Genomic DNA, 13,512 nt, shown 5'->3' on the forward strand with positions numbered 1-13,512 from the left:
GATCTTGCTGTTTCCCCCCGAGAACCTTGACCTCGGGGGAAACAGCAAGATCACCGGACATTCGAGGGCCGGTTCCGCCCCCACCCGGAATGATCGTGGGCTTTCCGCCCTTCCCGGCCCCGAAACGGGCAGAAAGCCCACGACCGTCAACGGAACCCTCACGCGACGGACATCGTGGGCGCGGCCCCGACCCCCGCTCGCCGTCGCCGCCCCCGTCACCGCGCCGCGCACGAGGACACCCCGACGATCCGGTCGGCGGATTCCCGACGCCGAACCACCCCCGCGCCGGAGACTCCTTAGAGCGTGTCCTTCTCGTAGGGGCCGTCCCATTCGGTCGGGAGGGGGTGGGCCCAGGGGGCGACCCTCGTGACGACCTCGTCCAGGACGACGCGCACGGAGGGCTCGCCCACCCACAGGTGCTTGGCGCCGTCCACGCCGACCACCTCGGCCTGCGGGACGCGGGCGAAGCGCCGCTCCGCCTCCGCCGGGCGCAGGTAGTCGTCGAACTCGGGGACGAGCGCGACCAGCGGCCTGCCGAAGTCGGCCCAGGCGTCCAGGTCGGCGTCGGACGCGTGGTGCAGCGGCGGCGACAGCAGGACCGCCCCCCGGACCGCCGGGTCGCGGCCCCACTTCAGCGCCAGCTCGGTGCCGAACGACCAGCCCACCAGCCACGGTTCGGGAAGCCCCTCGAACTCGGTGAACTCGATGGCCGCGGCCACGTCGTGGCGCTCGGTCTCGCCGTCGCCGAACTCCCCCTCGCTGGCGCCGTGCCGCGACACGGTGCCGCGCGTGTTGAACCGCAGCACCGCCACGTCGGCCAGCGCGGGCAGCCTGAAGGACGCCTTGCGCAGCACGTGGCTGTCCATCATCCCCTCGGCGGTGGGCAGCGGGTGCAGGCAGACGATCGTGGCCGCCGGAGGACGCTCCTTCGGCAGCGCGAGCTCGCCGATCAGGGCCAGGCCGTCGGCGGTCTGCAGGGTGACGGGGCGTCGGCGGGCGGGCAGCACCGTACTCGCGCGGATGTCCATGGCTCCTCGAAGGTCGGGGTTCGTGCGGGGAGTGCGCTCTCAGCGCCTGGGGTGGCGGACCGAGCGGTGGGTGCGCCGGTCCCAGCAGGAGCTGTGCCAGTGGCGGCGGTCGTCGCCGTCGCCGTACGCGGCCCAGGCCACCACGTGCGGCATGCCCGGCGGGATCTCCTGGTGGCAGCCGGGACACCGGTACGCCTTGCTCGCGGCCGCGCCGCTGACGCGCCTGGTCGCCCAGTCCCCGTCGGGGCCGCTCTCACGCCGCTCCCCTCCGAGGACGCGTTCGACGAACGAGGACTCGCCCTCACCGGGCTTCTGGGGACCCCTCCTGCGGCGGGGGGCGTTGCGACGCGGACTCACCGTCCAAGCGTACGAGAAGGCCGCGAACGCCCTGACGGGGCACCCGGCCCGCGTGACCGGCGGGGCGGCCTCGGACGCCCCCCGCTAACGCAGCGAGTCGCGCCCCTCCTTCTCCAGCAGGAGCAGCAGCGGGGCCGTGCGGACGCCCTGGGCCAGTCCCGACTCCGCCAGGTCCTCCAGGACGCCGGTGGTCCACTTGACACCGCGCTCGTCGAGCATCTCGATCGGGCCCTTGGGGTAGCCGCAGCCCAGCCGCATCGCGGTGTCCACGTCGTCGGCGGTGGCGTAGCCCTCCCCGACCATGCGCGCCGCGTCGTTGACGTGCGCGGCCAGCAGCGGCCACGCGGGGGCGAGCCTGTCGCCGCCGACCAGTGCGGCGAGCGGGTTCGCGGGCTCCGCCTCGGCGGGGTCGGCGGCTCCCGAGTAGTCGTAGAAGCCCCGCCCGGTCTTGCGGCCGAGACGCCCGGCCGCGACCATCCGGCGCAGCAGCGGGGCCGCGACGTAGCGCGGGTCGCGGAACTCCGCCCACAGCACGTCCATGACGGCCAGGCCCACGTCGAGGCCGACCAGGTCCAGCAGGGTGAGCGGGCCCATCGGCAGTCCGGCCGCCTCGGTGACGGCGGTGTCGATCCGCTCCCGGGAGGCGAGGCCGCGCTCGTACATCGAGACCGCGTCGTTGAGGTAGGGGACCAGGAGGGCGTTGGCGACGAACCCGGCGCGGTCGGCGACGGCGACCGGGGTCTTGCCCAGGCGCTTGGCGACCTCCGCCGCCACGTCCAGCACCCCCGGTTCGGTGGCGACCGTGCCGACGACCTCGACGAGCTTCATCACCGGGGCCGGGTTGAAGAAGTGCAGGCCGATGACCTTGCCGGGGCGGTTGGTGAGCGCGGCGATCTCGGTGACCGAGAGTGAGGAGGTGTTGGTCGCCAGGATCGCGCCCGGCACCAGGATCCGGTCCAGGTCCGCGAAGACGTCGCGCTTGACGTCGACGCGCTCGGGCACCGCCTCGACCGCCAGGTCCGCGTCGGCCAGGTCCTCCCTGGACGTGGTGAACGCGACGCGGCCGAGGATGGTCCGCTGCTCGGCCTCGGTGAGCCGGCCCCGCGCCACCGCCTTGGCCAGCGACCCCTCCAGATGCGCGCGCCCCCGCTCGAGCGCGGCGTCGTCGATCTCGACCCCGGTGACGTCGAAGCCCGCCCGGGCGAACACCTCGACGATGCCGGCGCCCATGGTTCCGAGCCCGACCACTCCGACCTTGCTGAATTCCTCCACCATGGCCCCACCATAAATGGCGCGGGGAAGCCCGTCCGGGGCGGGGCCGCCCGTGTCGGGCCCGTTCGGCACGGGACGCCCCGGTTCCCCCCGGAACCACGCGAACCGGCCCGCCGGAACCGGTAGCGTGACGTCCCGTGCGTCTTGTTATCGCCCGTTGCAGCGTCGACTACGTCGGCCGCCTGACGGCCCACCTGCCCATGGCCCCCCGTCTGATCCTCATGAAGGCGGACGGGTCGGTGTCGATCCACGCCGACGACCGCGCCTTCAAACCCCTGAACTGGATGAACCCTCCGTGCACGGTTCGCGAGGCCCCCGACGAGGACGGGGGCGGCGCCGTGTGGACCGTCACGCACGGCAAGTCCGGGGAGAGGCTCGTGCTGACGATCGAGGAGATCTGGCACGACAGCTCCCACGAGCTCGGCGTGGACCCGGGCCTGCAGAAGGACGGCGTCGAGGCGCACCTTCAGGAGCTGCTCGCCGAGCACATCACCACCCTCGGGGAGGGCTACACCCTGATCCGACGCGAGTACCCCACCGCGATCGGCCCGGTCGACATCCTGTGCCGCGACTCCGACGGTGCGACCGTGGCGGTGGAGATCAAGCGGCGCGGCGAGATCGACGGCGTCGAGCAGCTGACCCGCTACCTGGAGCTGCTGAACCGCGACTCCACCCTCAGGCCGGTGCGCGGCGTCTTCGCCGCCCAGGAGATCAGGCCGCAGGCGCGGGTGCTGGCCACCGACCGCGGGATCTCCTGCGTCACCCTGGACTACGAGGCGCTGCGGGGCACCGAGTCCGATGTGATGCGGCTCTTCTGAGGCGCGCCTTTCAGGGGCTTCCCAGGGTCCGCCCCTGAGGCACGAGGCGAGTGCGCTCCGACAGACTCGGAACTATGGTCGACGTCATGAGCGATTCCCCCATTCCGGAACCGAGTGAGATCCGGGCCTCCGACAGCGACCGCGACCGGGTGGCCTCCCGGCTGCGCGACGCCCTGGCCGAGGGCCGGATCAGTCCGGACGAGCACTCCGAGCGGCTCGACGCCGTCTACGACTCCAAGACCCTGGGCGAGCTCGTCCCGATCACCCGCGACCTTCCCGAGTCCTCCGATTCCCCGCCCCTGCCGATGGGACGCCCCTTCGGTTCGCCCCGGCCGGTCTACGGCAGGGAGCGGATCGTGGACTCCGCCGCCGACGGCCACTTCTCCCTCGCCCTCATGGGCGGGGCCGAGCGCAGCGGGACCTGGACGGTCCCCGGGACCTACCACGCGCTCGCCGTCATGGGCGGGATCGAGATCGACCTGCGGGAGGCGAGGTTCACCTCCCGCGAGACCACCGTCATCGCCAACGCCATGATGGGCGGGATCGAGATCGTGGTCCCCGACGACATCGAGGTCCGGGTCAACGGCGTCGGGGTCATGGGCGGCTACGGGGTGGACGGGGGCGCGCCCAGCAGCGTCGTCGAACCCGGCGCGCCGGTCGTGCGCGTACTGGGGATCGCGCTGATGGGCGGGGTCGAGGTCGTCCGCAAACCCCGTAAGCACCAGAAGCCCGCCAAGGGCAAGAAGAAGCGGAAGGAACTGGAGGCGGACGAGTAGAGCGGTCGCGCCCTCCCCTCCCCTGGCGACGCGGGCTCCCCGCCGCGGGAACCCTTCATGAGACCACGATCCGTCCGGTCTCCGGAAGAGCGCCGACCGGATGTGGCAAACGGCCGCGCCCTCCTTGCCCGGCGCCGCCGCCGGGTGACAAGCTGCACATCGTCTTCACACCTTTCGCGTCCACTCCGTCACTCGGGGTAGGCGGACGCCCTTTCGGGAGGATGAGCGTGCGAACACCATCTGGACGACCCCCGCGGACCGCGCGCGTGAAGTCGGGGCTGGCCGCCGGGGTCTCCGCCGTCATGGTGCTGGGCCTTGGCCTGGCCCCCGCGGCCAATGCGTCCACGACCACCGTCGACGAGGCCGCGCTGCCCGGACTGGTGACGACCGACGCCATCAGGGAGCACATGCGGAACCTGGCGACGATCGCCGAGTACAACGGCGGCAACCGGGCCACCGGCACCCCCGGTTACGACGTCGCCGCCAAGTACGTCATCGACCAGCTCAAGCGGGCCGGGTACAAGCCGGTCAAGCACACCTACACGTTCGACGAGTGGATCGAGCTCAGCGACGCGGTCCTGTCCCAGACCGCGCCCGAGGCCCGGGAGTTCGCCTACGGCGAGGACTTCCTGACCATGGAGTACTCGGGCCCCGGCGACGTCACCGCCACCGCCGTGCCGGTGGACGCCCAGGGCTCGGACAGCGGCTGCGAGGCGGACGACTTCGCGGGCTTCCCCACCGGTTCGATCGCCGTCCTCAAGCGGGGCACCTGCACCTTCGAGCAGAAAGCGGCCAACGCCGCTGAGGCCGGCGCCGCGGGCGCGGTGATCTTCAACCACGGCGCGACCGAGGCCCCCGGGGACACCGGACCGGTCAACGGCACCGTCACCAACCCGTCCGCGATCCCGACCGTCGGCGCCAGCGTCGAGGTCGGCGAGGCGCTCCTGGCGGCGGGCGCGGACCTCGAACTGCGGCTGCGGGTCGACTCCGAGATCGAGACCTCCACCTCCTACAACATCGTCGCCGAGACCAGGGGCGGTAAGAAGGACAACGTGGTCGTCGTCGGCGCCCACCTCGACGGCGTCGAGGAGGGGCCGGGGATCAACGACAACGGCAGCGGCGTGGCGGCGATCCTGGAGGTGGCCAGGCAGCTGCCCCGGCTCGGCACCCCGGAGAACAAGGTGCGGTTCGCCTTCTGGGGCAGCGAGGAGGTCGGGCTGATCGGCTCCACCGAGTACGTCGAGAGCCTCAGCGACAAGGAGCTCGAGAGGATCGCGCTCTACCTGAACTTCGACATGATCGGCTCGGAGAACTACGCCCGCCTGGTCTACGACGGCCGCAACGAGCTCCCCGGCTCCGCCGCCGCGCCGTCCGGTTCGGGCGCGATCCAGAAGACCTTCGAGGACTACTTCGCCGCCGAGGGCCTGGTCGTCGAGCCCACCGAGTTCAGCGGCCGCTCGGACTACCGGGCGTTCATGCTGGCCGGGATCCCCGCCGGCGGCCTGTTCAGCGGCGCCGACGGGATCAAGACCGAGGAGCAGGTGGAGTACTACGGCGGCACCGCCGGGGTGCAGTACGACCGCAACTACCACACCGCGGACGACACCTTCGAGAACATCAACTGGGACAGCGTCACCGAGCTCTCCGGCGGCATCGCCTACTCGGTGGAGACCTTCTCCGAGAACACGCTCCCGGTGAACGGGGTCGCGCCGTTCAGGGCGGGACCGCAGTCGGCCGGCGCCTTCGACCGCGTCTCCGACCGCTGGGTGCGCTGACCCTCCCCGTGTCCCGACCCGTTCCGCCCGATCGCCGACGGAGAACCGCGATCCGGTGGAACCCGTCGGGACGGCCGGGGGCTCCTCCGGGACCGGAGAGCACTGCCGGGGCCGGGTGGCGCCGGGGCCTCAACCGCGCGGCGGAGGCCCCGGCGCCACCCGGCCCTCGACCGTCGGCGGGCGGGGAGGCTCGTCCGCCCGCCGTCTCCCGACCAGACGGGGTCCTCCCGTCGACGGCCTACCCGCGCAGCGACTCCACGTCCGAGACCAGGACCAGGTGGGCGCGCATGGCGTCGGCGGCGGCGCGGGCGTCGCCCGCCTTTATGGCGTCGGCGATCAGCTGGTGTCCCGCGAGGGAGGCTCCCGGACGGTCCGGCTGGGACAGCGACTCCACGCGGGTCTCGGTGATCATGGGCGCGATCTCGTCCATCATGCGGCTCAGCAGGCGCGAGCGGGCGGCCCGGGTGATCGCGGTGTGGAAGCTCTCGTCCCCGTGGACCCCCCGCCCGCCGGACGCGACCTCGGCCCGCATCTCGTCCAGCGCGGCGTCGATCGCGGCGATGTCGAGCTCGTCGCGGCGCAGCGCGGCGAGCTCGGCGAGTTTGACCTCCAGCGCCTGACGGGCTTCGATGATCTCGGCGTGCCGGTTGCCGCGGTCCCGCAGCACGGCGAGCACCTGCTCCTCGGCGACCGTCCGCCGCACGATCGCGCCGTCGCCGTGGCGGACGTCGATGATCCCCTGGACCTCCAGCGCGACCAGCGCCTGGCTGAGCGAGGCCCGGCTGACCCCCAGCGTGGCCGACAGCTCGCGCTCGGGCGGCAGCCGGTCCCCCGGCTCCAGTCCGGCCTCGCGGATGTACTCGCACAGCCGCTCGACGAGCTGCTCGTAGAGCCGGGGACGGACGAGGCGTCGGGGGGAAGGCCTGGCGTTCACTACGTCGCACGCTCCATTTTTGCCGGCGGGATCTTGACAGGGCCTACCAGGGAAGTATTGGCTAGGCCACTGAGCCAGTGGACTGGATCACGGAGGCCAGTGCCCGGGCTCACACCCCTCGATCCTCACTGAACGGCCCCGCAATGTCACCTGAGATCCTCTCCATTGTCGCCCTGGCGGCGATGTTCGTCATCGCAACGGTACTTCCCATCAACATGGGCGCCCTGGCCTTCGTGGCCGCCTTCCTGCTGGGCACGCTCGTGCTGGCGATGGACTCCGCGGACATCCTCGCCGGGTTCCCCGGCGACCTGTTCCTGGTCCTGGTCGGGATCACCTACCTGTTCGCGATCGCGCAGAACAACGGGACGGTCGACCTGCTCGTACGCGGCGCGGTCCGCCTGGTCGGCGGGTGGGTGGCGGCGATCCCCTGGGTGATGTTCGCGATCACCGGCGTCCTGACCGCGATGGGCGCGCTCGGCCCCGCCGCGGTGGCCATCATCGCGCCCATCGCACTGGGCTTCGCCGCCCGCTACTCGATCAACCCGCTGCTCATGGGCATGATGGTGGTCCACGGCGCGCAGGCCGGCGGCTTCTCCCCCATCAGCGTCTACGGCGCCACCGTCAACGGGATCGTGGCAGGAACCGACCTGGAGAGCAGCCCGACCACGCTGTTCCTGGCCAGCCTGCTGTTCAACACGGGGATCGCCCTCGTGCTGTTCCTCGTTCTCGGCGGCCGCAAGCTCATCGGGGTGCACTCGCGCCAGTTCGAGGCCGTGCGCACCGGCGGGCGGGAGCAGGGCGCGGAACACCCCGGGTCCGAAGGCGCCGAGAGCCCCTCCGCGCCCTCCGGGCCTTCGGGCTTCCGCCTCGACCAGGCGATGACCGTCCTGGGCCTGGTCGTCCTGGGCGTACTCGCCCTCGGCTTCAAGATGGACGTCGGCTTCGTCGCCATCTCCGTGTCCGTGGTCCTGGCGGTGCTGTTCCCCAAGGCGCAGAAGGACGCCGTCAGCAAGATCAGCTGGTCCACCGTCCTGCTGCTGGGCGGCGTGCTCACCTTCGTGCACGTGATGGAGGAGGCGGGGACCATCGAGTTCGTGGGCGACGGCGTAGCCGGACTGGGCTCCCCGCTGCTGGTCGCCCTGCTGCTGTGCTACATCGGCGGCATCGTCTCCGCCTTCGCCTCCTCCACCGCCATCCTCGGCGTGACCATCCCGCTGGCGGTGCCTTTCCTGCTGGCCGGGGACATCGGCGCCATCGGCGTGATCGCGGCGCTGGCGGTGGCCTCCACCATCGTCGACGTCAGCCCGTTCTCCACCAACGGCGCGCTCGTGCTCGCCAACGCCAGGGGCGTCGACCCCGACCGCTTCTACAAGCAGATCCTGGGATACGGGGCGATCGTCGTCGCGGTCGGCCCGCTGCTGGCCTGGGCGGTGATGGTGCTGCCCGACTGGCTGTGACCGCTCCCGCACACGAGACGAGAAGGAGACCCCCATGGACAGGCGACACGGCGCCCGGGAACTGATCGACCGCACCCTCGACCCCGGCTCGTTCACCTCCTGGGACGAGCCCCCCGTCGACGTGCGCCCCGGCCCCGAGTACGCCGCCGCGCTCGCGCGGGCCCGCGAGCGCAGCGGCTGCGACGAGGCCGTCCTCACCGGCGAGGGCCTCCTGCGCGGGCGCCGGGTCGCCATCGTGGCCGGCGAGTTCGGCTTCCTGGCCGGATCGATCGGCATCGCCGCCGCCGAACGCCTGGTGACGGCCGTGGAGCGCGCCACCGCCGAGGGCCTGCCGCTGCTGGCCTCCCCCTCCTCGGGCGGGACCCGCATGCAGGAGGGCACACTCGCCTTCCTGGGCATGGTGAAGATCTCCGCCGCGATCGCCACCCACAAGGCGGCCGGCCTGCCGTACCTGGTCTACCTGCGGCACCCCACCACCGGCGGCGTCCTCGCGTCCTGGGGCTCCCAGGGGCACGTGACGGTCGCCGAGCCCGGCGCGCTGATCGGCTTCCTCGGCCCGCGCGTGTACGAGGCCCTGTACGGCAGGGAGTTCCCCGAGGGGGTGCAGACCGCCGAGAACCTGTACCGCAGCGGGCTCGTCGACGCGGTGCTGGAGGCCGAGCACCTTCCCTCGATCGCCGAACGGGCGTTCAACGTCCTACTCGCCCGCCCGCGCCCACTGGCCGAGGTCCCCGACCCGCCCGACGAGGAGATTCCGGACATCCCGGCGTGGGACTCGATCCTGCGGTCCCGCCGCCCCGACCGCCCCGGGGTACGGCGGCTGCTGCGGCACGCCGCGAACGACGTGGTCCCGTTGAACGGCACCGGCGACGGCGAGACCGACCCCGGTCTGCTGCTGGCCCTGGCACGGTTCGGCGACGCCCCCTGCGTGCTGCTGGGGCAGGACCGCAACCGCCAGAGCATCGAGCACCCGCTGGGGCCGGCCGCGCTGCGCGAGGCGCGGCGCGGCATGCGCATCGCGCGCGAGCTGCGGCTGCCGCTGCTGACCGTGATCGACACCCCCGGCGCCGCGCTGTCCAAGGACGCGGAGGAGCGCGGAATGGCGGGACAGATCGCCCGCTGCCTGGCCGAACTGGTGACGCTGGAGGCGCCCACCGTCTCGGTCCTGCTCGGCCAGGGCACCGGCGGCGGCGCGCTCGCGCTGGTCCCCGCCGACCGGGTCGTCAGCGCCCAGCACGCCTGGCTCTCCCCCCTGCCTCCCGAGGGCGCGAGCGCCATCGTGCACCGCACCGTGGACAAGGCCCCGGCGCTCGCCGCCGAGCAGGGCGTGCGCTCGGTGGAACTGCGGGCCAACGGCATCGTGGACCGCATCGTCGCCGAACACGACGACGCCGCCGACGAGCCCGAGGAGTTCTGCCGCCGCCTTGGCGCCGCCCTCGCCCACGAGCTCACCGCGCTGCTCCACCGCGACCCCGCCGAGCGCCTCCGGGCGCGCCACACCCGCTACCGGAACCTGGGCCTGCCCCCGGGCCCGGCCTAGCCGCCGGCCGGGTCCCTGTACGCGACCGCCGTCCCCGCGCGCCCGGGGCACGGGGGCGCGGCGGTGGCGAGCGGAAACCGCCGGTCGGCCTTCAGGCGCGGGGCGCTATCCCTGCTCGGCGTCCCCGGGCCGGTCGTCCTCGGGCTCCTCCGCTTCCACCTGGTCGGGATCCTCCCCCTCGACTCCGAACCCCGGTGCCGGCGGCGGGGCGCCGGGGCCCGGGTCCGCGGCGGCGATCCGTTCGTCCTGGTCGAGGCGCGGATCGGGTTCGAGCGGTGCGCTGGTCATGGGGACGCCCCTACCCGCGGACCGGCCGTCCACTCGGCGCCCGGCCCCTTTCCCGGCGGTGCGGTTCCCGTCGCGCCGGGGGCCTGGCTAGGGTGATGGCCATGACCGAACGCGACACCGACAAACCCGTGGTGCTGTCCAGGATCTACACCCGGGGCGGGGACGACGGCTCGACCGCGCTGGGGGACGCGAGCCGCACCTCCAAGACCGACCCTCGGCTGGCCGCGTACGCCGACGTGGAGGAGGCCAACGCGGCGATCGGCGTCGCCCTCGCCCTCGGGGAGGTCCCCGAGGACGTGCGCGTGCTGCTGGCCCGGGTCCAGAACGAGCTGTTCGACCTCGGCGCGGACCTGGCGAACCCGGTCTCCGAGAACCCCGGGTACCCTCCGCTGCGGATCGAACCCGAGTACATCGACCGCCTGGAGCAGGCCTGCGACGAGTACAACGCGGACCTGCCCGTCCTGCGCAGCTTCATCCTGCCCGGCGGCACGCCCGCCACCGCGCTGATGCACACCGCCCGCGTCGTCACCCGCCGGGCCGAGCGCACCGCGTGGAGCGCCATCGAGGCGCACGGGGACTCGGTCAACCCGCTCACCGCGAAGTACCTGAACCGGCTGTCGGACCTGCTGTTCATCCTGTGCCGGGTCGTGAGCAACGGAAACGACGTCCTGTGGAAGCCGGGCGGCGACCGCTAGGGGCGGTGGCGAAATCGCTGATCTTGACCTTTTCGGGGTCTCAACGGCGGTTGAGACCCCGAAAAGGTCAAGATCAGCGGGAAAAGCTTCCGGCTACTCCTCCGACTGCCAGAGGCCCCCGGGGGGCATGGACTCCAGCCAGGACAGGAACCCCGTCAGGGCGGCCTCGCTCATCGCCAGCTCGTAGACCGGCTCCTCGGGGTCCGAGCCGTCGGCGGCGCTCCAGCCGATCCCGACGACCACCAGGTCCTCGGTCAACTCCTTGAGGTCCTCGCCCGCGGGGACGCGCCGCCCCACGACGACGAGGCCGCGGCGCGGCAGCTCTGCTGCCGGCCGCGGCCAGAGGGAGAAGACCCGGTACCAACGCAACTCGTCCGTACCGTAGCGCCCGCATCCGATGCGCCACGGACGGCTCCGGCCGTCCACGGGGCGCAGGTAGCACTCGACGGCCCCGCCGCCGCGCTCCAGGGCGTACCTGCGCGCGATGAGGCCGACGAGCGCCAGCATGGCCAGGGCGAGCAGCGAGAAGAACGACCATTCGGCGATCTCGAACCACGTTCCGGTGTTCAGCTGCTCTCCCCAAGAGTCGTCCCCGCACGCGCGGGGAGCACGTCGTCATCGGCCGTGGGTCAGGCGGCCTCTCCGGCTGCCCGCAGGCGGCTGCGCGCACGGGCCGCGCGCTCCTTGGCCTCTTCGTCGTCAAGAGGAACCCCGCCGCCGGCCTCGACGCCGCTCAACGCCGTCTTGGCCCGCTCCACGTCGATCTCCTCGGCCATTTCGGCGACCTCGGCGAGGATCGAGACCCGGTCGCCCGCGACGGAGATGAACCCGCCGTGCACCGCGGCCCGCACCTCTCCGGTCTCCCGCGCGCCGAGGACGCGCACGACCGCGTCGGGCGCGAGCAGCGCGAGCACCGGGACGTGCCCGGGCTGGATACCGATCTCACCGTCGACCGTCTTGGCGATCACCATGTCGCCCTCGCCCGCCCAAAGCTCACGCTCGGGCGAGACGAGCTCGACGAAAAGCTTCTTCGACACTGCCACAAACTCCTCAGGTATGAGGGCCGCTTTGCGAAGAACGGGGGCCGACAGGCGCGAACGCCGTCGGCACCCCTTTCTCCACTGCTACTAGCCCTGCAGCGTCTTGGCCTTCTCGACAGCCATCTCGATGTTGCCGACGTCGAGGAACGCCTGCTCCGGCAGGTGGTCGTAGTCGCCGTCGCACAGGCCCTTGAAGGAGGCGATGGTCTCCTCCAGCGGCACGAACACGCCGGGGTTGTTGGTGAACTTCTCGGCGACGAACATGTTCTGCGACAGGAAGCGCTCCAGGCGGCGCGCCCGCTGCACGATGATCTTGTCCTCCTCGGACAGCTCATCGATACCGAGGATCGCGATCTGGTCCTGCAGGTCGTTGTTGCGCTGCAGGATCTCCTTGACCCGCTGCGCCACCGTGTAGTGCTCCTGGCCCACGTACTGCGGGTCAAGGATGCGCGACGTGGAGGTCAGCGGGTCCACCGCCGGGTAGATGCCCTTCTGCGAGATCGGGCGGGAGAGCTCGGTCGTCGCGTCCAGGTGGGCGAAGGTGGTCGCCGGGGCGGGGTCGGTGTAGTCGTCCGCGGGCACGTAGATCGCCTGCATCGAGGTGATCGAGTGGCCGCGGGTCGAGGTGATCCGCTCCTGGAGCAGACCCATCTCGTCCGCCAGGTTCGGCTGGTAGCCCACCGCGGAGGGCATGCGGCCCAGCAGAGTGGAGACCTCGGAACCCGCCTGGGTGAACCGGAAGATGTTGTCGATGAACAGCAGCACGTCCTGACCCTGGACGTCGCGGAAGTACTCCGCCATGGTCAGGGCGCTCAGCGCGACCCGCAGACGGGTGCCCGGGGGCTCGTCCATCTGGCCGAAGACGAGAGCGGTGTCCGGGAGGACCTCCATCTCGCCCATCTCCAGGAACAGGTCGGTGCCCTCACGGGTGCGCTCGCCGACGCCCGCGAAGACGGACACGCCGCCGAAGTTGCGGGCGATTCGGGTGATCATCTCCTGGATCAGCACGGTCTTGCCGACACCGGCGCCGCCGAACAGGCCGATCTTGCCACCGCGCACGTACGGGGTGAGCAGGTCGATGACCTTGATGCCGGTCACCATCATCTCGGTCTTCGACTCGAGCTGGTCGAAGGCCGGGGCCTGGCGGTGGATCGGCCAGCGCTCGGTGACCTTGAGCTCCGAGGTGGGCACGTCCTGGGGCTCGCCCAGGGTGTTGAACACGTGGCCCTTGACGACGTCGCCCACCGGAACGGTGATCGGCTCGCCGGTGTCGCGCACCTCCGCTCCCCGGACGAGACCGTCCTGGGGGGCGAGGCTGATGGTGCGGACCAGGTTGTCACCCAGGTGCTGGGCGACCTCCAGGGTCAGGGTCTTGGTCTCGCCGCTGAGCGTGACCTCGGTCTTGAGGGCGTTGTAGATCGGGGGCAGGGAGCCGACGGGGAACTCCACGTCGACGACCGGGCCGGTGACCCGGGCGATGCGGCCGGTCACAGTACCGGGCGCTGCCGTCCCTTCAACAGTCGCAGTCACTT

The 13,512-nt window shown here is 72.0% G+C and carries 14 protein-coding genes; 6 read left to right on the forward strand and 8 right to left on the reverse strand.

Annotation, left to right across the window (positions count from 1 at the left end):
• Positions 1 to 296 precede the first annotated feature (296 nt).
• From EV190_RS18295 to EV190_RS18305, 3 genes are all read right to left on the reverse strand, one after another.
• Complete coding sequence (locus EV190_RS18295; RefSeq protein ID WP_133742818.1) at positions 297 to 1,028, reverse strand: alpha/beta hydrolase; 732 nt, start codon at positions 1,026 to 1,028, stop codon at positions 297 to 299.
• A 39-nt stretch (positions 1,029 to 1,067) separates the two neighbouring features.
• On the reverse strand, positions 1,068 to 1,385 hold the full coding sequence (locus EV190_RS18300; protein ID WP_133742819.1) for an ATP/GTP-binding protein: 318 nt from the start codon (positions 1,383 to 1,385) through the stop codon (positions 1,068 to 1,070).
• Positions 1,386 to 1,469: 84 nt separating this feature from the next.
• Positions 1,470 to 2,660 (reverse strand): 3-hydroxyacyl-CoA dehydrogenase, encoded by a 1,191-nt coding sequence (locus EV190_RS18305; protein WP_133742820.1) that lies wholly within the window; start codon positions 2,658 to 2,660, stop codon positions 1,470 to 1,472.
• Positions 2,661 to 2,794: 134 nt separating this feature from the next.
• Here EV190_RS18305 and nucS point away from each other — a divergent pair, with 134 nt between their 5' ends.
• From nucS to EV190_RS18320, 3 genes are all read left to right on the forward strand, one after another.
• Positions 2,795 to 3,475: an endonuclease NucS gene (gene nucS, locus EV190_RS18310; protein WP_133742821.1), complete on the forward strand. Its 681-nt coding sequence runs from the start codon at positions 2,795 to 2,797 to the stop codon at positions 3,473 to 3,475.
• A gap of 86 nt (positions 3,476 to 3,561) precedes the next feature.
• Positions 3,562 to 4,251: a DUF1707 SHOCT-like domain-containing protein gene (locus tag EV190_RS18315; protein WP_133742822.1), complete on the forward strand. Its 690-nt coding sequence runs from the start codon at positions 3,562 to 3,564 to the stop codon at positions 4,249 to 4,251.
• A 302-nt stretch (positions 4,252 to 4,553) separates the two neighbouring features.
• The gene (locus tag EV190_RS18320; RefSeq protein ID WP_133742893.1) at positions 4,554 to 6,026 is read left to right on the forward strand and encodes a M20/M25/M40 family metallo-hydrolase; all 1,473 of its coding nucleotides are present in this window, start codon (positions 4,554 to 4,556) and stop codon (positions 6,024 to 6,026) included.
• Between the two features lie 238 nt (positions 6,027 to 6,264).
• Here EV190_RS18320 and EV190_RS18325 read toward each other — a convergent pair whose 3' ends face one another.
• Positions 6,265 to 6,960 carry a FadR/GntR family transcriptional regulator gene (locus tag EV190_RS18325; RefSeq protein WP_133742823.1) on the reverse strand — a complete coding sequence of 232 codons (696 nt, stop codon included), beginning with the start codon at positions 6,958 to 6,960 and terminating at the stop codon, positions 6,265 to 6,267.
• A 143-nt stretch (positions 6,961 to 7,103) separates the two neighbouring features.
• Between EV190_RS18325 and EV190_RS18330 the strand changes: the two genes are divergently transcribed.
• Complete coding sequence (locus EV190_RS18330) at positions 7,104 to 8,417, forward strand: SLC13 family permease (protein WP_133742824.1); 1,314 nt, start codon at positions 7,104 to 7,106, stop codon at positions 8,415 to 8,417.
• 34 nt (positions 8,418 to 8,451) lie between these two features.
• Entirely contained in the window at positions 8,452 to 9,957 is a 1,506-nt protein-coding gene (locus EV190_RS18335; protein ID WP_133742825.1) for a carboxyl transferase domain-containing protein, read from the forward strand.
• A gap of 105 nt (positions 9,958 to 10,062) precedes the next feature.
• Here EV190_RS18335 and EV190_RS18340 read toward each other — a convergent pair whose 3' ends face one another.
• A complete protein-coding gene (locus EV190_RS18340; RefSeq protein WP_133742826.1) occupies positions 10,063 to 10,245 on the reverse strand; it encodes a hypothetical protein in 183 nt (60 codons plus the stop codon).
• 101 nt (positions 10,246 to 10,346) lie between these two features.
• On the opposite strand from EV190_RS18340, the gene EV190_RS18345 reads away from it, so the two are divergent.
• Positions 10,347 to 10,940, forward strand: coding sequence for a cob(I)yrinic acid a,c-diamide adenosyltransferase (locus tag EV190_RS18345; RefSeq protein ID WP_133742827.1), 594 nt, complete (start codon positions 10,347 to 10,349; stop codon positions 10,938 to 10,940).
• A 93-nt stretch (positions 10,941 to 11,033) separates the two neighbouring features.
• Here EV190_RS18345 and EV190_RS18350 read toward each other — a convergent pair whose 3' ends face one another.
• The 3 genes from EV190_RS18350 to atpD form a co-directional block, all read right to left on the reverse strand.
• Entirely contained in the window at positions 11,034 to 11,447 is a 414-nt protein-coding gene (locus tag EV190_RS18350; protein ID WP_243742660.1) for a DUF2550 domain-containing protein, read from the reverse strand.
• Between the two features lie 122 nt (positions 11,448 to 11,569).
• Positions 11,570 to 11,977: a F0F1 ATP synthase subunit epsilon gene (locus EV190_RS18355; protein ID WP_133742829.1), complete on the reverse strand. Its 408-nt coding sequence runs from the start codon at positions 11,975 to 11,977 to the stop codon at positions 11,570 to 11,572.
• A gap of 90 nt (positions 11,978 to 12,067) precedes the next feature.
• Complete coding sequence (atpD, locus tag EV190_RS18360) at positions 12,068 to 13,510, reverse strand: F0F1 ATP synthase subunit beta (protein ID WP_133742830.1); 1,443 nt, start codon at positions 13,508 to 13,510, stop codon at positions 12,068 to 12,070.
• Between the last annotated feature and the right edge of the window lie 2 nt (positions 13,511 to 13,512).

Origin of the sequence: Actinorugispora endophytica, assembly GCF_004363075.1 — a bacterium.
Taxonomy (GTDB): Bacteria; Actinomycetota; Actinomycetes; order Streptosporangiales; family Streptosporangiaceae; genus Actinorugispora; species Actinorugispora endophytica.

Bases quoted from the DNA above. Each gene is read 5' to 3' on its own strand.
- EV190_RS18295 (WP_133742818.1), bottom strand. From the start codon at position 1,028: ATGGACATCCGCGCGAGTACGGTGCTGCCCGCCCGCCGACGCCCCGTC.
- EV190_RS18305 (WP_133742820.1), bottom strand. From the start codon at position 2,660: ATGGTGGAGGAATTCAGCAAGGTCGGAGTGGTCGGGCTCGGAACCATG.
- EV190_RS18315 (WP_133742822.1), top strand. From the start codon at position 3,562: ATGAGCGATTCCCCCATTCCGGAACCGAGTGAGATCCGGGCCTCCGAC.
- EV190_RS18320 (WP_133742893.1), top strand. From the start codon at position 4,554: ATGGTGCTGGGCCTTGGCCTGGCCCCCGCGGCCAATGCGTCCACGACC.
- EV190_RS18330 (WP_133742824.1), top strand. From the start codon at position 7,104: ATGTCACCTGAGATCCTCTCCATTGTCGCCCTGGCGGCGATGTTCGTC.
- EV190_RS18335 (WP_133742825.1), top strand. From the start codon at position 8,452: ATGGACAGGCGACACGGCGCCCGGGAACTGATCGACCGCACCCTCGAC.
- EV190_RS18340 (WP_133742826.1), bottom strand. From the start codon at position 10,245: ATGACCAGCGCACCGCTCGAACCCGATCCGCGCCTCGACCAGGACGAA.
- EV190_RS18345 (WP_133742827.1), top strand. From the start codon at position 10,347: ATGACCGAACGCGACACCGACAAACCCGTGGTGCTGTCCAGGATCTAC.
- EV190_RS18350 (WP_243742660.1), bottom strand. From the start codon at position 11,447: ATGCTGGCGCTCGTCGGCCTCATCGCGCGCAGGTACGCCCTGGAGCGC.